The 17,709-nt window shown below is 48.9% G+C and carries 17 protein-coding genes; 13 read left to right on the forward strand and 4 right to left on the reverse strand.

Features of this window, described 5'->3' with window-relative positions:
- Positions 1-3: 3 nt before the first annotated feature.
- Positions 4-1,647 carry a hypothetical protein gene (locus ACGVKB_RS02125; RefSeq protein ID WP_392349620.1) on the reverse strand — a complete coding sequence of 548 codons (1,644 nt, stop codon included), beginning with the start codon at positions 1,645-1,647 and terminating at the stop codon, positions 4-6.
- Positions 1,648-1,905: 258 nt separating this feature from the next.
- Between ACGVKB_RS02125 and ACGVKB_RS02130 the strand changes: the two genes are divergently transcribed.
- From ACGVKB_RS02130 to ACGVKB_RS02165, 8 genes are all read left to right on the forward strand, one after another.
- Complete coding sequence (locus ACGVKB_RS02130; RefSeq protein ID WP_392349660.1) at positions 1,906-2,763, forward strand: type 1 glutamine amidotransferase domain-containing protein; 858 nt, start codon at positions 1,906-1,908, stop codon at positions 2,761-2,763.
- A gap of 61 nt (positions 2,764-2,824) precedes the next feature.
- Entirely contained in the window at positions 2,825-4,546 is a 1,722-nt protein-coding gene (locus ACGVKB_RS02135; protein WP_392349621.1) for a thiamine pyrophosphate-binding protein, read from the forward strand.
- Between the two features lie 201 nt (positions 4,547-4,747).
- Entirely contained in the window at positions 4,748-6,346 is a 1,599-nt protein-coding gene (locus ACGVKB_RS02140) for a GMC family oxidoreductase (protein WP_392349622.1), read from the forward strand.
- 124 nt (positions 6,347-6,470) lie between these two features.
- Entirely contained in the window at positions 6,471-6,932 is a 462-nt protein-coding gene (locus ACGVKB_RS02145; protein WP_392349623.1) for a (2Fe-2S)-binding protein, read from the forward strand.
- Between the two features lie 59 nt (positions 6,933-6,991).
- Entirely contained in the window at positions 6,992-9,361 is a 2,370-nt protein-coding gene (locus ACGVKB_RS02150) for a xanthine dehydrogenase family protein molybdopterin-binding subunit (protein ID WP_392349624.1), read from the forward strand.
- Between the two features lie 45 nt (positions 9,362-9,406).
- Positions 9,407-10,222, forward strand: coding sequence for an FAD binding domain-containing protein (locus tag ACGVKB_RS02155; RefSeq protein WP_392349625.1), 816 nt, complete (start codon positions 9,407-9,409; stop codon positions 10,220-10,222).
- Between the two features lie 18 nt (positions 10,223-10,240).
- Positions 10,241-11,056 carry an aldo/keto reductase gene (locus tag ACGVKB_RS02160; protein ID WP_392349626.1) on the forward strand — a complete coding sequence of 272 codons (816 nt, stop codon included), beginning with the start codon at positions 10,241-10,243 and terminating at the stop codon, positions 11,054-11,056.
- A 120-nt stretch (positions 11,057-11,176) separates the two neighbouring features.
- Complete coding sequence (locus ACGVKB_RS02165; RefSeq protein ID WP_392349627.1) at positions 11,177-11,920, forward strand: sulfite exporter TauE/SafE family protein; 744 nt, start codon at positions 11,177-11,179, stop codon at positions 11,918-11,920.
- Between the two features lie 8 nt (positions 11,921-11,928).
- Here ACGVKB_RS02165 and ACGVKB_RS02170 read toward each other — a convergent pair whose 3' ends face one another.
- On the reverse strand, positions 11,929-12,981 hold the full coding sequence (locus ACGVKB_RS02170) for a GTP 3',8-cyclase MoaA (protein WP_392349628.1): 1,053 nt from the start codon (positions 12,979-12,981) through the stop codon (positions 11,929-11,931).
- A 104-nt stretch (positions 12,982-13,085) separates the two neighbouring features.
- Here ACGVKB_RS02170 and sufU point away from each other — a divergent pair, with 104 nt between their 5' ends.
- Positions 13,086-13,610, forward strand: a complete 525-nt coding sequence (sufU, locus tag ACGVKB_RS02175; protein ID WP_392349629.1) for a Fe-S cluster assembly sulfur transfer protein SufU — start codon at positions 13,086-13,088, stop codon at positions 13,608-13,610.
- Here sufU and ACGVKB_RS02180 read toward each other — a convergent pair.
- Positions 13,510-14,091, reverse strand: coding sequence for an NTP transferase domain-containing protein (locus tag ACGVKB_RS02180; RefSeq protein ID WP_392349630.1), 582 nt, complete (start codon positions 14,089-14,091; stop codon positions 13,510-13,512). The two genes, sufU and ACGVKB_RS02180, sit on opposite strands and share 101 nt — an antisense overlap.
- Positions 14,088-15,194: an XdhC family protein gene (locus ACGVKB_RS02185; protein WP_392349631.1), complete on the reverse strand. Its 1,107-nt coding sequence runs from the start codon at positions 15,192-15,194 to the stop codon at positions 14,088-14,090. The genes ACGVKB_RS02180 and ACGVKB_RS02185 overlap by 4 nt, the downstream gene beginning before the upstream one ends.
- Positions 15,195-15,732: 538 nt before the next feature.
- On the opposite strand from ACGVKB_RS02185, the gene ACGVKB_RS02190 reads away from it, so the two are divergent.
- From ACGVKB_RS02190 to ACGVKB_RS02205, 4 genes are all read left to right on the forward strand, one after another.
- A complete protein-coding gene (locus tag ACGVKB_RS02190) occupies positions 15,733-16,158 on the forward strand; it encodes a hypothetical protein (RefSeq protein WP_392349632.1) in 426 nt (141 codons plus the stop codon).
- 45 nt (positions 16,159-16,203) lie between these two features.
- Entirely contained in the window at positions 16,204-16,599 is a 396-nt protein-coding gene (locus ACGVKB_RS02195) for a hypothetical protein (protein WP_392349633.1), read from the forward strand.
- A 6-nt stretch (positions 16,600-16,605) separates the two neighbouring features.
- Positions 16,606-17,016 carry a VOC family protein gene (locus ACGVKB_RS02200; RefSeq protein ID WP_392349634.1) on the forward strand — a complete coding sequence of 137 codons (411 nt, stop codon included), beginning with the start codon at positions 16,606-16,608 and terminating at the stop codon, positions 17,014-17,016.
- Between the two features lie 219 nt (positions 17,017-17,235).
- The gene (locus tag ACGVKB_RS02205) at positions 17,236-17,613 is read left to right on the forward strand and encodes a hypothetical protein (protein ID WP_392349635.1); all 378 of its coding nucleotides are present in this window, start codon (positions 17,236-17,238) and stop codon (positions 17,611-17,613) included.
- Positions 17,614-17,709: the final 96 nt, after the last annotated feature.

A 17,709-nucleotide genomic window follows, 5' to 3' on the forward strand; every position in this document is an offset into this window, starting at 1 on the left:
AACTTAGACAAATGGCTTAACCGAGTATCCACCAAAAACAACATCAACGTAAAAGCGATATTGGCCTGTATGAGTGGCCGTGAACTCGAGTGCAGGTGGATTTCCATGCGAGGTCAATTGACCGAAACGTTTTAGAGAACGTTTACTAGGATCTGCAGCGTCGGGTATGCTTCCAGAAAAATCATAGCCATGACAATCTAGTTCATAATCCGCGTAAACCAAGGCCCAAGGAGATCGATTGGCGACATATTTATAACTATAGGTTTTGCCTGCAACAAGATGAACCACTTTCTCGAAACATCCAGGGAGCAATGGATTCATTAAATTGAGAGATGACGTTGGATTCCAAGGATCCATTTGCTTAGCGTCATCGAATGAACCGACGAGTGACATCTCTGAGATAGAAGAGACAGGTTTTAGGGTGCCAGGACCAGAGATAACCTTGATGGATAGTCGATCAGTATTTGAGTCAAAAATGAACTCAAGGTCAGAATCAACATCGAGCTCAAAACAAATGTTGAGTTCATGTGGCTTTCCATGCCATGTAACACATTCAATGGAATCTGAAGCTACTCCATCCTGGATATCGAGCCAACACCCCAGGCCCATAGTGTCCAAGAAGAGCTCAGAACTAATGGCAACATTGACAACGTGAAAACCGGCTTGAACGGAAGTCGAAAGCGAATGCTTGACTCCATCTGCCAGCGGCTTCATCTGACGATCAGCATTCGTAGGATCAAATTGGTTGTCAGGGAAGATACTGCCTAAAAGTTGAAAAGAATCACGGAAATTGAGAACCTTTGGTGTAGGAAGAGAAGGATTGGATGGAGAGGGCTCAACAGTGAATTTTGGATCGGAAGAACTGGGAGAATGTAAGTTAAAACGATAAAGGCCATCACTAAAAACTTTAATTGTACAGCCTGAGTGTAAAGAGGTTCCATGACTGCTTCCAAATCCAGTACCTTGAACAAGAGAGTTTGTGCCATCATTTAAGCCAGAGAAGCCATAGTCCTCGTCACGATTGGAAGGGATAAGAAACTGATAAACACCATCAGCGCGGAAGTCAATCCCTCCTGTCTTGAGCAATGGCACATCGATAGACCATAAATCGTCTGAAGACTGAATGAATTCACGTCCTCTAATACGACAGTCAAACTTTTCGAACATGTCTAAGTCATCCCATGGAAAACCATTGAGCTGAAAGGAACTAAAGTCATCAATATGGTGAAGTGTTTCAGCGCCTGCACTAGGGATAATGGTTAATTGCATCGTCGACGAATTAAACTCAAAAAGAAGGGATTGACTGACGTCAACCTTGAAATTGATATTACGAGTGGAACGACCGTCGCGCGTTTCCTCAAGATCCCAAACACCATTAGACTTGGAAGATAGAGAGGTCTTAAGTTGACGCATTGGGGAATGGTTAACCACAAGACGAATGGTATAGAGACCACTCACATCAGGGGGTTGAGGACCAACAACGGGATGGGAGATTTGCCAAATCGTGTCAGAGATTTGAACCATATCCAAACCCGAATCAAATGGGTTCCACTTCCAACGCCGACGGTGAATCGTTCCCAGTAAGCTCACAGACTCGATGGCATCAGCATCAAGATGGCGGGAGCGAAAAGATGGCAGCAGAAACATGGACGATCTCCAATTGCATGTAGGCCATCAGTAGCTGGAATGACACCAAACCGCAACTGATGACACACTTTTCGCAACCACAAGACTCAACAGAAGGTTAAGTTAGACGAAAGAAAAAATAAACCAAGCATGGCCTCTGAAAAGATAAAGGCAAGTCTAAGAAGTAGCGCTAAGCACAGCAATTGACTGCCAAAGACGGACAGGATGCCTATAGTCCAAAAGAGTGAATCAACCACTCTAAAATTTCAGGGGTTGACTATGGCAAAAAGAATTCTAGTTGTGCTCTCAGAGTGGGGCTACTGGGGCGAGGAGCTCATAGGGCCCCTTGATGTTCTGACGAAGGCCGGGTACCAACTCGACTTCATGACACCCTTCGGTCGGAAGCCACCTGCATTACCTCCGAGCATGGAGGAAGGCTACTTCGACCCACCACTGCACAAAGTTGTTACTGATGCACATTATGCAAAAAGGACGACAGAGGTCCATGAATCGACCCTGCTAAACAGTCCAATTAATTTGTCAGAGAAGATTTCTCTGATGCCATACTTCAATGGCGAAAATTTCGGCCTCGAATTAGCAGCTTTTCATGAGAGGCGCGAAGAATTCTGGCAAGAATTTGTTGACCCATACGATGCGCTACTACTGCCAGGTGGTAGTGGACCGATGGCAGACATGGTCAACAATGAGAGGTTGCATAATCTCATTCTCGGATATGTCAACCGAGACAAGTTGATTGCCGCGGAATGCTATTGCGTGACATGTCTGGCATTTGCGAGAGAGTGGACAGATCGAAAAAGCATTATTTGGGGGAAAAATGTTACGGGACATGCCAGAGAATACGATTACAAAGAGAATACGGGTTTTGCCCAAATGTATGGATTTGATGGAGAGCCAATGAATACAACGGCTAACTTCGGACCTCCGTTCTACCCTCTGGAATACATTCTTCGTGATGCGACTGGCCCCAAGGGCAAGTACCACGGAGGTGTAGGCAAAAATCTGTCAACCATTCTTGATTACCCCTTCCTGACAGGTCGTTCTACACAAGACTCTGCATTGGTTGGAGAGCTGGTGCGCAAAGTTCTAGAAGACGGTCTCCGCCGTTACGGCTGGTAAACCAAACAATAAAAGGGCGCCTTAGAAGGCGCCTCGTTCTTCACTCACATCTCGAGCAATTATGAAAGGACATGAGGCGATCCTGAGGCAGTTTCTTGCCAATGGCCTGGACCATATGTTTGGGAACCCAGGGACTGTCGAACAGGGTTTTTTGGATGCTCTGGCTGATGTGCCAGAGATGAAGTACATCCTCACCCTTCAGGAATCAATTGCGGTCCTGTGTGCAGACGGCTATGCGAGAGCACGATTAAAACCAGCATTGGTTCAGATCCACAGTTCACCGGGACTGGGCAACGCGATTGGCAATCTGTACCAAGCGATGCGGGGGCAAGCGCCGCTGGTCGTGATTGGCGGGGATGCAGGAATCAAATATCAGGCCATGGATGCCCAGATGGCCGCTGATCTTGTGGCGATGGCGGAACCCGTCACAAAATGGTCTGCAATGGTTCAGCATCCGTCGAGCTTGCTCCGGATGGTAAGACGAGCCATTAAAATCGCTTCGACTCCTCCCTGTGGGCCGGTCTATCTTTGCCTGCCTGAAGATATTCTGGATGCCGAGGTCACAGAAGAGATTTTCGCGGCCCATGTGCCCAGCTTGGCAACGAAGCCAAGGGATCATGATTTAGAGAAGTTAGCCTCCGCGATTGAACAGGCCAACAATCCAATCATCCTGGTAGGCGACGGGGTGGCCTGGACCGGCGGAGTCGACCGCGTGGTGGAATTGGCTGAAACAATGGGTGCGAAAGTATATTCGGCAGACGGCGGTGAGATCAACTTTCCCGATGATCACCTTCTCAACTACGGAAGTACAGGTCACATGTTCGGGGATGCAAGCCTGCCGATCATGAAAGGGTGTGATCTCTGCATCACACTTGGAGCATATTTACTACCGGAAGTATTTCCCCATCTAGGGGACATCTTTGATGCAAAGGCAACGGTGATTCATGTGGACACTGATGTCAACAACATTGCCAAGAATCATCGGGTCGACATTTCATACGTCGCCGAGCCACATACTGTGATCGAGGGTTTAATTCCCCTGGTCAAACAGCTGCCACAAAACTGGCACAATGCTGCACAAGAGAGAAGAAAAAAACTAGAAAGCGAATCCCCTGTCATCAACAATGACGTCGACAACAATTATGAAGTTGTCCCACAACATGCAAGTGAGAAGTACGACGGCAAAAAGCTATCAATGCGTTCGGGCTATTTCATTAAGACGCTCTCTGAAATGCTGCCCGAAAACAGAATTATCTTTGATGAAGCACTGACCAACTCCCCCCCCGTCAACAAATACCTTCCCGGCCGAGAACCTGGTGAACGAATGTTGACTCGTGGGGGGTCATTGGGGACGGGTTTCCCAGGAGCCATTGGTGCAAAAATTGCACATCCCGATCGATGCGTTGTTGGCTTCTCCGGCGATGGAGGAAGCATGTACACCATTCAGTGCTTATGGACGGCCGCAAGGCATAACGTGGCTGCTAAGTTTATAGTTTGTCAGAACAGATCCTACCGGTTACTGCAAGCGAATATCAGCAAATTCTGGCAAGAACGAGGGATCGAGGGAAGAGACTTCCCCATAGCATTTGATCTTTCAAAACCTGAAATCTGCTTTAATGAAATCGCAAATAGCTTTGGAGTAGCAGGGGAACAAGTCGTAAGACCAGACCAGGTTAAAGATGCCATTTCTAGAATGTTGGCACATGACGGACCGTATCTAATCAACCTCGTGCTGGATGGCCAGGTACGACCCGATCTGATCGGCGTCCATTGCGGCCAGTAATAGGATCTAGATAAACAAAACCAACCAAGCCGTCAAGCCTTCAATGACTTGACGGCTATTTAATGAGATCGAAGGATAAGAGACGTTGGCAAATGTGTGCCGAGAAAACACTAAATATTGAATGCAGCATATAAAAATGTAAAGGATGAGGCCCGGTAAAGGAGGCATGGCTAGCTTTAGGCTGAGTTCAACATAAGTAACATGTCGACCAACACTCAGTTCGACGAAACTTACGATTATGTGGTGGTCGGTGCTGGGGCGTCTGGATCAGTCGTTGCCAGTCGCTTAAGCGAAGATCCCAACATCAAGGTGCTTTTGTTGGAAGCGGGTGATATGGATGTTGACCCCGCGATCAAAGAGACTGCGGTCACAGACCTGTTCAAAGTCTGGAAGCCAGAATTGAGCTGGGGGCTAGAAACAGAGCCAGAGCCTTACTGCAAAAATCTCAAGAAGCCTCTGATTCAAGGCCGAGTCCTTGGAGGTGGATCAACGGTCAATGGACGTATTTTTGTCCGGGGCCATCGACGTGATTACGACAATTGGGCACATCTCGGCAATGAGGGTTGGGCCTATGAGGACGTCCTCCCTTATTTTAAAAAGCTCGAAGATTTTGAAGGAGGCGCATCAGAAACACGCGGCGTAGGAGGACCGATCCATATCGCCAAGTTGAAAGATCCAAGCCCCACAGCCCTGGCCTGGGTCGCAGCATCAAAACAACAAGGATATGGCGGGGCCACTGACTACGACTACAACAGTCTCGAGCAAGGAAATACTGCCACACTGACGCAATCAGCAACAACAAAAGATGGTCTAAGAAATAGCACCGCTGTTGGTTATGTTCATCCAGCAATGGATCGTAGCAACTTCACGTTGCGAACAAAATGTGAGGTCAGCAAAATCATTCTGGACGGTGCTAAGGCAATTGGCATCCAATATGCAAGCAACCTTGATCGCTTGGGTTCAGAAGTTCGTGGTACTCCTGAGTACAAGAACATTAGGGTCAATAAAGAAGTGATCCTTAGCGCTGGTCCATATCAGTCTCCAAAAATTCTGATGCTTTCAGGCATTGGACCGAAGGATCACCTTGCAGAGCACAACATCTCTCTGGTGAAAGATCTCCCAGGGGTCGGCCAGAACCTCCAGGACCATATCGTTGGTCGAATGGCATGGAAGTTCAACGAGAATGTGGACTTGAGCACACAAAATGTTCCTTCGATTATTAGCGAAAATATGCACTTCACCTATTCACGAGCAGGGCTCGAAAAAGCGGCATCTCCAGACATTCAATTCTGCGTCGGAGGATTCATGTTCCCTGACGTCTCTCCAGACCCTGGATTTACAGTGGTTCCGGCAGTGGTCCAGGCCCAAGGCACTGGAAGTGTCAAACTCGCATCCTCAAACCCATTCGACAATCCGAAAGTAGTCCACAACTACTTCGAGAGTGAAGAAGACATGAATGTGCTCTTAAAGGCATTCAGGATGGCTCGTGACATTGTCAATTCTGCCGCATTTGATCATCTTCGAGGGGAAGAAGTGCTGCCAGGGGCAGACAAACAGTCTGATGAAAGCCTGAAAGAGTATTTCCGCGACACGTCATTCACCCAATGGCATCCTTCTTGCAGCTGCAAAATGGGATACGACAAAATGGCCGTAGTCAACCCCAAATTAAAAGTACATGGTGTCGACAGTCTTCGCGTAATTGATGCATCGATCATGCCATTTATTGTCAACTGCAATCTCAATGCAACTTGCATCATGATTGGAGAAAAAGGTGCTGACCTCATAAAAGCCGATAGCTAAACAGCCGGCAGATCAAACCAAGCTTCTCATCACGCGAGCAACCTTCTAGGTCAGATGTGATGAGAAGCTTGGCTGCATCAAATTAATTGACAACAGCAAACAAATCTTTCCGCTTTCTAAAACGGTGAACATCACTTGCACAGTCAACAACAAATCGATTGAGGCACATGTTGAACCAAACAAGCTTCTTGTCGATTTTCTGCGAGAAGATCTTGGATTAACAGGAACCAAGAATCCACTCGATTTTGGGCAGACGGGTGCTTGTACTGTCCTATTAGATGGACAGGCTGTCAAAAGTTCCATGATGCTTGCCGTTCAGGCTGACGGCAAAGCGATTATCACCGTTGAGGGCCTGTCTGATGATCAAGAACTAAACAATCTCCAGAGCCGATTTGAAGCATTTCATGCCGTTCAGTGCGGATATTGCACTCCAGCAGCTCTGCTCGTCTTAACAGAACTACTGGACCGTGTCGCCCAACCAACGGAGCAGGAGGTTCGAGAACAGTTGGACAGTGTGCTTTGTCGTTGCACTGGCTTTCAAAACATTGTTCTTGCGGCACTGGATGCAGCCAAAGGCCAACAGTAAACACGGCATTATTCAGGTAGTTCCTAAGACCAATCCATCCAAAGACGGTTTCTTAAGCAATGACCAACTCACCAATTCTTGGATCTCCAGTCAAACGGAAAGAAGACAAAGCTCTGCTGAATGGGTCCGCCAAGTTCATGGCTGACCTGAGCATGCCAGGAATGGTGCATATGGTCTTTTTGGATAGCCCACATGCTCATGCAAAGATCAAGAAAATAAATCTAGACAAAGCAAAATCAATTGAGGGTGTTTTAGATATCATCACAGGAGAGGACATTAAACAGTACAACCCGCTGCCGGTCTTAATGAATCCAGCGGGTGAGAAAGGGAAATTCCCTCCACATCCTTGGGGATTCCCTGCCGGGCAAACAATTCTTGCGGTTGATAAGGTCAGACATATTGGTGAAACAGTCGCAGCGGTGGCAGCGACAACCCTTGAAGCCGCACAGAGGGCTGCGAAGAACATTCAGGTTGACTACGAAGTTTTACCGCATGTGCTCGATGCCAGGTCGGCCCTGAAGGACGGTGCACCCATCGTTCACGACAATATTCCAGATAACGTTTGCCAATACGTAAGCTGGGGCAATAAAGAAGCGGCACAAGCAGCGATTGGGAAGGCAGAAGTAGTTGTCAATCACCACCTTCCTTATCAATTGGTCAGCGCCTGCCCAGTCGAAACGAGATCTACTATTGCTGATTACGATTCCACCACAGAAGACTATACCCTCTGGACGAATACACAGATTCCACACATCAATAGAGCAGCACTTTGTGGTCTGGTCCTAGGCATTCCATTCAACAAATTACGTGTCGTGGTTCCCGAGGTTGGAGGAAGTTACGGCTGTAAGGGATACATCTACAACGACACAGCCGTTGCGCTGGTCATGGCCAAGCGTGTCGGTCGACCAGTCAAGTGGGTGGATACACGCGAAGGACTCTATCGACGAACGACCCATGCCAGGGGTTCAGATGTTGATGCAACCATTGCAGGAGACAAATCGGGCAAAATATCGGCGCTTTATTGCAGCAACTTTGCCACATTAGGCGCATACTCCACATTCAACGGACCCGGAGCCCCAGCTGCATTGACGGGGATGAGTGTGACGGGCGCTTATGCCATCGAGCATCCATTCTACGAAGTCAACATTGCATACTCCAACCGCCAGATGGTTGGACCAATGCGTGGTGCAGGCCGAACCGAAGGACTTTATGTCATCGAAAGACTCATTGATTTATATGCCGACGAAATTGGAATGGATCCAGTCGATGTCAGAAGGATCAATTACATCAAAAACGACGATTTCCCCTACAAGAATGGACTTGGTTTTACCTATGACTCTGGAAATTATGAACTAGCACTGGATCAAGCATTGGACAAAGCTAATCTCAAAGAAATAGAACAGAAGCGTCAAGAGGCCGCCACGCGAGGCAAATTACTTGGATTTGGTGTTTCCTCCTATGCAGCAGTCACAGGAGTAGGTCCATCTCCCTACATGCATAACGTCATTGGGTTGAATGGAGGAACCTATGGAACGGCACATTTAAGAGTGCATCAGAGTGGGGATGCACAGTTACACATCGGCAGTCAGCCCCATGGTCAAGGACACGTGACTGTGTTCTCACAGGTTGTCGCCGAAGAACTGGGGATTGATCTGGACAGAATTGAAGTGATTCATTCAGATACCAAAGGGAATCTCCCCATCGGCGGCAGTTATGGGTCGCGCTCTTATCAAATTGAAGGTGGAGCGGTTGCCGTTGCCTGCCAAAAGGTGAAGGCAAAGGCAACCACCATGGCTGCTCATATGCTGGGTTGTCGTGCAGAGGACATTATTCATCAGCAAGGTGAATATTCAGTCCGTACAGATGCCAGTAAAAAAGTCACCTTGCCTGAGATTTCAAACGCTTTGCACAATGCATGGGATCTGCCTGAAGGGCTCGATCCAGGCCTAGAAATGATTGCTTACTGGGATCCCAAAGATTTTGCATTCCCCTTCGGCAGTCATGTTGCATTTGTCGAAATCGATCAGGACACGGGAGAAGTTGATGTTGTTCAATACATCGCAGTCGATGACTTCGGCAAGGTCTGTAATCCGGGAATTGTTGATGGGCAAACCCATGGCAATATCTACGCAGGCCTCTCACAAGCACTAATGGAACAAATTGTCCACGACAAGAATGGAGTGGTTATTAATTCTCTTGAGTTGCACTACGGGTCTGTGCGCCCATCTCATCTCCCACTGTTTGATGTAACAAGGACAGAAACAACAACACCACATACTCCACATGGGGGAAAGGGCGCTGGTGATGTGGCCATCAATGGTGTCCCACCAGCAGTCGTCAGTGCTGTCTGCAATGCCATTGGAGTCAAACACATTGATACGCCATTAACTCCGGAAAAAGTATGGATGGCGATGCAGTCGAAACCATAATTCATTCACGACAAACAGATCCTAGGAATTCAACAACAACACCTCATGATCACCTCCGAATTTCAATTCAAAGCACCGCAAACAATCAAGGAACTGTTCAAAGAACTGCATACTCATCGTGATGTGGCGATCCTGTCTGGAGGTCATTCTCTGATTGGTTTGCTCAAGTCAGGAGCCATTAATCCAGATGCAATTATCTCAGTAGATCGCATCGAAAGCCTTAAACTGATCAATGAGAAAGGTGACGGGGCAGTCGAAATCGGATCCTCCGTTTCTTTAGCAACTCTTCTGGATCATCATTCTATCGGCAAAACATTCCCCGCATTAAAGAAAGCGATTGGAACAATAGGAAACCGTCAATACTGTAATCAAACAAGCATCGGCGATGAATTCTCCTATGCAAGCAGTTCCATGGGAGTGCTTGCCGTGCTTCTGAGCCATGGAGCCACGTTTGAATTCTCCAATGGGAAAGAGGCAATGACAGTCTCACATCCGGAGCAGAAACCCAAACAATCCGTTCTCACGGCAATCCACCTTCAGAAATACCAGGGCAGCGTATTTGTCCAAGAAGTTACAGATCCAGTCAGCCGTTTACCTCTTTGCGGAATCGCAACAATGATATCTGGCAATCCAAGCCAAGTTCAAGCTGAAAACTTTATCGTGTATGGACGGGAAATTATACCTTCAAGATTACCGGCAGTCGAGACGCATATCCAGGAAGCAAGAAGCGCAACCTCAATCGACCCGAAAATAGTTGGCAAAGCATTAACTCCGGCGATCAAAAACTCATCGGCTAATCCCGACTATCTGACAAATCTTGTCTGTTCATTCACCAAAAAAGCAATGCAGCAAGTCAATTAAATTAACCACTTCTCAGCCATGGGCAAAACCAGACAACTGCTAGACGGAAATAAGATCCCAGCCGATGGGTTTGGCGTCTTCCTGATTCCCGATGACATGGTCGAGGATCCGGTCTTATCGGCGATTGATATCGGCTATCGGCACATCGATACTGCATCGATCTACAAAAATGAGCAAGGTGTGGGCAAGGCAATTAAGCGCAGTGGTGTTCATCGAGATCATTTATTCATAACAACAAAGATATGGAATGATTCGCAAGGTCGTGACAGAACCAGGCAATCTTGTCTTGAAAGCCTAGAGAAGCTGAACACCACATACCTTAATTGCCTGCTGATCCATTGGCCAGTACCCTCACGCGGTCTGTTTATCGAGACATGGAAGGAAATGATTGCCTTAAGGGATGAAGGACTAGTCAAATCAATCGGTGTCTCCAACTTTAATCAAGAACACTTAAAGCAACTCATTGAGAGCACGGGAGAAACCCCAGTACTCAATCAAATTGAATGTCATCCATGGCTCCAACAAGAGTCCCTTAGGAATTATCATGCTGATCTCGGGATCGCAACGGTGAGCTGGAGTCCCCTCGCAAGGGGGAGCCTCCTCGAAGACGCAATAATTCAAAGTATTGCCAAAAAATATCAGTCCACCACAGCACAGGTCATCCTATCTTGGCATCACCAAATAGGAAATTTACCCGTCACCAAATCCGTTCATCCAAGCAGAATCAAGCAGAATTTAGAGAGCCAGATCGTATTGGATCAGTCAGACCTCAATCTGATTCAATCACTTGAGAAGGGGCAGCGTATTGGACCTGATCCCAACACAATGTCTTAAACGTGACGTGAAATCTCAGGGGATGAGTCGAAATTTCCATTCACAACTGTCATCATCTCAGCTGTGGTGGCTTTGATGTCGACGCCACTCGTAGGGTTCTTGCCACCATCAGAAATTGGGATGCCGCTCGTTTCTATGGCGTTGGCAATCGTGGCCTTTGCCTATGCCGTTGTCGGACATGCTGGAGCATCGGGATACATTGCGGTGTTTGCCCTGGCCAATGCCACACCAGAGCAAATCAAACCAATTGCATTGATCTTGAATTTGGTGGTAGCCAGTGTTGGCTGTTGGAATTTTCTGAGGGCAGGTCACTTGCCCTGGAGAGACCTTTGGCCGGTCTACCTTTTGTCGCTTCCCATGGCGGTTCTTGGCGGGTGGATCAATCTCCCAAGCCATTGGTTTCGTCCCCTCGTTGGCGGGGTCCTTTTGCTTTCAGCCTGGCGGATCGGGACCGAAGTACAGGATCCGATCCGGCTGACCCGACCTGCACGATCAGTTGTGCTCGCCACTGGTGGGGCACTGGGACTTCTCGCAGGTTGTACAGGGACAGGTGGTGGCGTGTTCCTCACTCCACTGATGTTGTTGTGCCGATGGTGTTCCACACGGGAAGCGTCTGCCGTCTCCGTTCTGTTCATTTTGATTAACTCCGCCGCTGGCCTGACAGGCTGGTCGCTGGCACACCCTTCAGGACTCCAGCAGCTGATGGGTCAGAACCTGCTGACGTGGGTGATCATTGTTTTGATTGCTGGAGCAATCGGATCCCGTCTGGGAAGTCGTCATTGGCCCGTGACCTGGATCCGGCGTTGTCTCGCACTTGTGCTTGTCTTTGCGTCCATCAAGCTTTTAGGTCTTGCACCGCTTTAGCTGAATCACTAGCCACCGAGATAAGCCATTTCCGCACGTGGTTCAGCCGACTGTTCAACACTGTGATCAGATCTGTGCTCCATCCGTTCTTCGCTGTAACGATCCTGGCGGCGCGACCAGAGAGCCAGCAACCCGTCCCGTAGAGCTCCAGAACCAAGAGAGGCATCGAACAATGGCTTGAGGTCGATACCACTCTCGGGAGTGGCAAACAAACAGGTATAGGCCTTGCCATCAGCGGTAACACGAAGACGATTGCAGTCACCACAGAAGGGCGACGTGATTGAGGCAATGACAGACAACAGGCCATGGCCATCCCGATATCGCCAACGCAGGGTGGTGCCGTGGGGGTGACGATCAAGGGGATCCAATGGCCAGTGATGATCAATGGTCTTCACCATCTCATCAGCAGTCAGAACACCCTCAGGACTCCAGCCATTGCGATTGCCAACATCCATGAACTCAATCAGACGAAGTTCAACACCACGCTGTCGAGCGAGAGACGCCAATCCAAGCAACTGATCAGCATTCCCAGAACGTGTCATCACAGCATTGAGCTTGATCTGTCCCCGATCAGGATCGAATCCCGCATGACGTGCATGCTCAATGGCAGCCACAACCTTGTTGAGCACAATTTGACCAGCGGCGTCTCCACCCTTCAGACCAGCCATCCGAGCCACAGCCTCCGCCGTTGTGCCATCAAGACTGAACGTGATCCGGTCGAGACCAGCCTCGCGAAGCTGAATCGCTCGCTGCTCCGACAGCAAAACTCCGTTCGTCGTGAGAGCAATCTCTCGTAACCTTGCCGAAGAGCTCGCGTGTTTCAGACGCTGCAGTTCCCGGATCAGCGCCTCAAGATCTGGATACAAGAGGGGCTCTCCACCCGTCAAACGGAGTGTGTGGCCTCCCAAGGCCACGAAGGCTTCGACGAGTTGAACGCGTTGTGAAAGCGTCAGTAAACCAGGTGGTTCCAGCGCGTCAGGGCAACAATAGGGACAGGCAAGATTGCAAAGAGCTGTTAAAGATAAACGCAAAACACCAAGGGGACGGCCCTGGGTATCCATGGAAACAGCCACATCCAACACGACTTCAATACAGAGTGAATTTTAGGGGGATGTCACTAGAATCCGAACTAGAAACATGATGTCAATTTCCACCCTCACGACTAGTGACCGAACACGAACGAAACAACTACAGAGACATCATTCGTAAACGATCGAGCCACCCCCGTCATCGCGGACGCGTGGATGCATACACAGGCCGAGGATATGCCATCAATCCATTATGCGGAGATGTTGTTGAAATCACGATCAAGGTGTCTGACGAGGAAGAGTGCATCAGCGAAGCCTGCCATATGAGCGAGGGATGCGCCGTTTGCATCGCCTCAACAGAACTCATGATTGACGCCATTCATGGCAAAACCATCGATCAGGCACATCAAATTTTTCATAACTTCCAACAGATGCTCAATCATTCACATCACTTCCATGGGCAACATCCACTGAAAGCACTCTCCCCCCTAAGCAAATTACCGGGTCGCACACGGTGCGCCAGCCTGGGATGGAAGGCTTTCGTTGAAGCCACCCAATCTGTTAAGCACGACCCCAAGGAGAAAGCCAAGGCTCATCCCAATCCTCCCCTGAAGCGAGATCACTCACCTCCACCAGGCGTAATTCATCACGGTGCCTCTTGAGATAACTGCCGGCACCACGATCGCCTTCGAGGAATGGAATGACGGCAGGCCAATGGGACTGGCCAATCACAACCGGATGACCCTGCTGGCCGCAGTAACTTGCCGCAACGAGTCCGCTCTCAACATCCAACACTCTTTGAATCGCAGCGGTGGTCAAACCAGGCAGATCAACCAGAGTTATAACGGCCCTGGAAGATGAAGATTCAAGTTCACCATGCTGACGGGTGAGTGTCTGCAAGCCACAGCGAAGTGATGACCCTAGGCCAGATGACCAGTGTGCATTGACCACGACATGGCAATCGGTGAGCGGCTGGATCCAGGCGCCGAGAACAACGGTGACACTGTCGCAACCAGCCTCATGCAATAACCGGACTGAACGATCAACAAGACGCTCTCCGTTAAAAATGACACCAGCCTTGGGCTGACCAAAACGACGGCCACAGCCGGCAGCCAAGACCAATCCAAAATTGTGCAAGGTCATTCAATGGACGAGTGGATTGTTCCCTGGATGTCCATCAGAGGGCGTCCGGTGCGTGCTTCACGCAACATCACAACCTCGGAAAGAATTGAAAGGGCAGTTTCCTGTGGAGAACGACCGCCCAGGTCAAGTCCAATGGGTGAACGCAATCGTGCAAGCTCATCCTGAGTCAAGCCAGCATCAATCAAGCGGGACATCCGATCAGCATGCGTCTTTCGCGAACCCATTGCTCCAACATATTGAGCCTCACTGCGTAGGGCGACTTTTAGAATCGGAAGATCAAATTTGGCATCATGCGTGAGCACACAAATAACCGTCTGCTCGCTAATCGTCTGCTGTTCAAGCCAGTGATGAGGCCATTCACAAACGACACGATCCGCCATTGGGAAGCGGGCCTCCGTGGCAAAAATAGGTCTTGCATCACAGACAGTCACGCAGAAGCCTAAATCTCGGCCTAAGAGTGCGAGAGACTGGCTGATATCAATCGCACCGAAAATCCAAAGCTGAGCACGTGGAAAAAACTCACGAATCACAACGGTGACACCCTCCTCATCAAACGCAAGAGAGGCATGGCTCGGCCATGACCTCGAGAAACTCGGTCGAGGGCGATGGGTCCAGGAATCTGTTAATTGCGCTTCGAGTTGTGGAAGCTCGAGTGAGCCATAACTACCATCACGGGTCAGTAACAATTGTTGCCCAGGTCGATCAAGCCGTGTTGCCAACATCAATGGCTGATCACAGTCGATCGCATCAAGCAGTTCTTTGGCATACGGCCATCGATCAGCATCGACCCTTTCAACCACGATTTGAATCACCCCTCCGCAGGTCAGACCTGTACTAAAGGGGTCATCACCATCGGCAGCCTCAAACGTCAAATGCTCTGACTGACCGGACGCCAGCACACGCTCTCCAGCCAGTACGACCTCAGATTCCACACAGCCACCACTCACGGCACCGATGACCGTGCCATCAGAACGAACCACAAGGCTGGAGCCGAGGGGCTTCGGAGCAGAACCTTGAATCCCAACCACCGTGGCCAGAGCAATCGGTTGGTCCTGCTCCAGCGAAAATCTCAGGCAACCAAGCAGCGAGGTGGAGTGAGACAAGTCAATGAGATCGTGAATCTTGACGGGAGATCGATAAGACCCGCAGATTCACACTAAAAGGATTCGCCACAATGTTGGCGACAAATTTACACAGCGCGCACCACAAGGCGCAGAAAGCTGCAAGGCCGTAGCACAAACATTGAGAAAACAAGTTGACTTGCCCGAGCCGCCAAAAGAGCTGATCAATCAAGGCGCTACACAGTGCAAGCAATGATGCGGAACGTGACACGACGCGTTGACAGCAAAGGAAGGAGTCCTCAAAAAAACGGGCCCAAACACATGGAATGCAGAGCTGCACGACCGGTTAAGGCTGGGTGGAGTGGTCGATCGAAAAACCCTGGCTATGCTCGAAATGCACCACAAGTGTGGATCGGCAAAAGCCAAACTTCTCTCGCAGAAAACGGTTGAAATGCCCTCAAGGGCACCGGTCAATGACACCTTGTTGAATCGTGAGGGTTGGCGTTAGCCACTGATCATTCACCAAGACAAGGACTGCGACCGCACACCACTCTTTACAGAACTTCACCACCACTACTCCATGTTGACCCATCCTGAGCTCTGGTTTTTTGCGGCGAATTGGTATCGTCTGCTCGACATTCATGCTCCATTGGAAAGCTTTCGACCACTGTTAACCGACGATGTGCAACTGGTCTTTCCAGAAGCCACAGTGACGGGCTTTGAAGGCTATACAGGCTGGTACAACAATGTCATCAATATCTTTTTTGATGAAGAGCACACACTGAAGGTCGCCGATATTACCAAGCAAAGTGATAACACTTGTGAAGCCCATGTTGTGGTGAACTGGCATGCCAGCATCTGGAATGCCCCAGAAGCACGAAGCACCCGCCTCATGATGGATGCCGATCAAACATGGGAGGTCAAACGCCTCAGTGATGGCAAATTGGCGGTTTCCAAATATATTGTGAATGGAATGACCTACGAGCCAGGTTCTTGCAAGCTTTAAAAGCTTCGGGTGCCCCACCTCTTTGCAGTAAACCTCACATCAGCCATGAAAAACGTTCCTGAGTCCAAGCTTGGCAATTTGTATCGAGAGCACATTAATCTAATCCTCAAAAAGGATGTCAATGGCCTGCTGGCCCAGTATGCAGAGGACGGATTACTCATATCAAGCTTTGAAAAAACCCCGAAATATTTTCGCGGGCGCAAAGAGCTTGAGGTTCACTTTCAGGGCATCCTCGGCATCCAGGGATTAGACACTGAGATTGCTTTTTGGGCAGAAACAGAGAATCCAACAACCCTAATGATTGTTGAAGCCATTACGATGCAAACACCAGATGGTGAAGCAAAAATGCGCTTTGCAGACAGCTGGGTTCTCAACGACAAGGGAGAAATCCAGATTCACTTTGCAGGAATGACTCAATATCCCGACGGGTCAGTCGCTTGATTCACGATGCTACAGATTATTTCACAACTTGCCCTAACCTGCAAAGATCAGAAAACAACCGAGGATTGGTATTGCAAGAACTTCGGTTTTCGGCGTGCCAGAGTTGCCAAACTACCTGATGGGAATGAAATCATTTTCATCAAGATGGCTGACTCCTCCTTTTATCTCGAGCTCTTCGCCGCAGATCAGGACTCACCGGTTGATGACGCCATCAATGATGGCCATACCTTTCCAGGTTTTCGTCACTTAGCTTTTAAAGTTGATGACGTCGACAAAAAGCTGGCGGCGATAACACCGCTAACCATTACCCTGGGCCCATTGGATTTTGATGCATTTATCCCTGGCTGGCGTACAGCTTGGATCAAAGATCCCGACGGGAGAATCATTGAAGTTAGTCAAGGCTTCACAGATGAATGAACGCAAGCCAATCCATTGATTGATCAGCTTGCAATCTCAGGGGATTCATGATGGAGGGCTAAGCATTTGCTTCCCTCCTTTTTTGATGCGCGCAGTTTGTCGGCTAGCCAACACCTAAGCAACACATTGAATTAAGTTCCGCAACACATTAGAGAATTACCTAACTGCACTCCACGCCATGACTAGATTAGGAAAAGGATTCTTTTTTTGCCAACCAAAATGTCCTACAAGCCAGGCGACGGTAAAGCATTTTTTGACAAGCACATGGAATACATCGGTGCCAAGGACATGGCTGGCATGGTCCGAGACACCTACACCTCTGACGCAACGCTCTACAACGCCTTTCCTTTCCTGGAGCTTCCACCTCCGAATGTGATCACAGGCACAGAGGCATTGATTGATGCATTTACAAAATACTTAGACTATCAAGGTGAGATTGGTGTTGAGCGTCTTTATAATTTTTTAGACTCCGAAGAGGTCATCTCTTTTCAAGCCGTCATCACATCAAGCAAGACGGGGCGATGGGCTGTTGCCGATACGTGGTTAATGAAAGGAGAGCAGATCTACAAGCACTTTGGCGTAGCTCACCAGCTCTGAGCTGAATCGTCTACAAACAGATGAAAAAAGCACGAGGTTGAACACCTTGTGCTTTTTTATTTCTCAAGTCTAAAATTTTTTAGCCGACGAGAAATG

The organism is Parasynechococcus sp., assembly GCF_042954325.1.
GTDB lineage: Bacteria > Cyanobacteriota > Cyanobacteriia > PCC-6307 > Cyanobiaceae > Parasynechococcus.

Bases quoted from the DNA above. Each gene is read 5' to 3' on its own strand.
- ACGVKB_RS02155 (WP_392349625.1), top strand. From the start codon at position 9,407: ATGATCACCTCCGAATTTCAATTCAAAGCACCGCAAACAATCAAGGAA.
- ACGVKB_RS02125 (WP_392349620.1), bottom strand. From the start codon at position 1,647: ATGTTTCTGCTGCCATCTTTTCGCTCCCGCCATCTTGATGCTGATGCC.
- ACGVKB_RS02130 (WP_392349660.1), top strand. From the start codon at position 1,906: ATGGCAAAAAGAATTCTAGTTGTGCTCTCAGAGTGGGGCTACTGGGGC.
- ACGVKB_RS02165 (WP_392349627.1), top strand. From the start codon at position 11,177: ATGCCGCTCGTTTCTATGGCGTTGGCAATCGTGGCCTTTGCCTATGCC.
- ACGVKB_RS02160 (WP_392349626.1), top strand. From the start codon at position 10,241: ATGGGCAAAACCAGACAACTGCTAGACGGAAATAAGATCCCAGCCGAT.
- ACGVKB_RS02135 (WP_392349621.1), top strand. From the start codon at position 2,825: ATGAAAGGACATGAGGCGATCCTGAGGCAGTTTCTTGCCAATGGCCTG.
- ACGVKB_RS02180 (WP_392349630.1), bottom strand. From the start codon at position 14,091: ATGACCTTGCACAATTTTGGATTGGTCTTGGCTGCCGGCTGTGGCCGT.
- ACGVKB_RS02195 (WP_392349633.1), top strand. From the start codon at position 16,204: ATGAAAAACGTTCCTGAGTCCAAGCTTGGCAATTTGTATCGAGAGCAC.
- ACGVKB_RS02150 (WP_392349624.1), top strand. From the start codon at position 6,992: ATGACCAACTCACCAATTCTTGGATCTCCAGTCAAACGGAAAGAAGAC.
- ACGVKB_RS02205 (WP_392349635.1), top strand. From the start codon at position 17,236: ATGTCCTACAAGCCAGGCGACGGTAAAGCATTTTTTGACAAGCACATG.
- ACGVKB_RS02190 (WP_392349632.1), top strand. From the start codon at position 15,733: ATGTTGACCCATCCTGAGCTCTGGTTTTTTGCGGCGAATTGGTATCGT.
- ACGVKB_RS02200 (WP_392349634.1), top strand. From the start codon at position 16,606: ATGCTACAGATTATTTCACAACTTGCCCTAACCTGCAAAGATCAGAAA.
- ACGVKB_RS02170 (WP_392349628.1), bottom strand. From the start codon at position 12,981: ATGGATACCCAGGGCCGTCCCCTTGGTGTTTTGCGTTTATCTTTAACA.
- ACGVKB_RS02140 (WP_392349622.1), top strand. From the start codon at position 4,748: ATGTCGACCAACACTCAGTTCGACGAAACTTACGATTATGTGGTGGTC.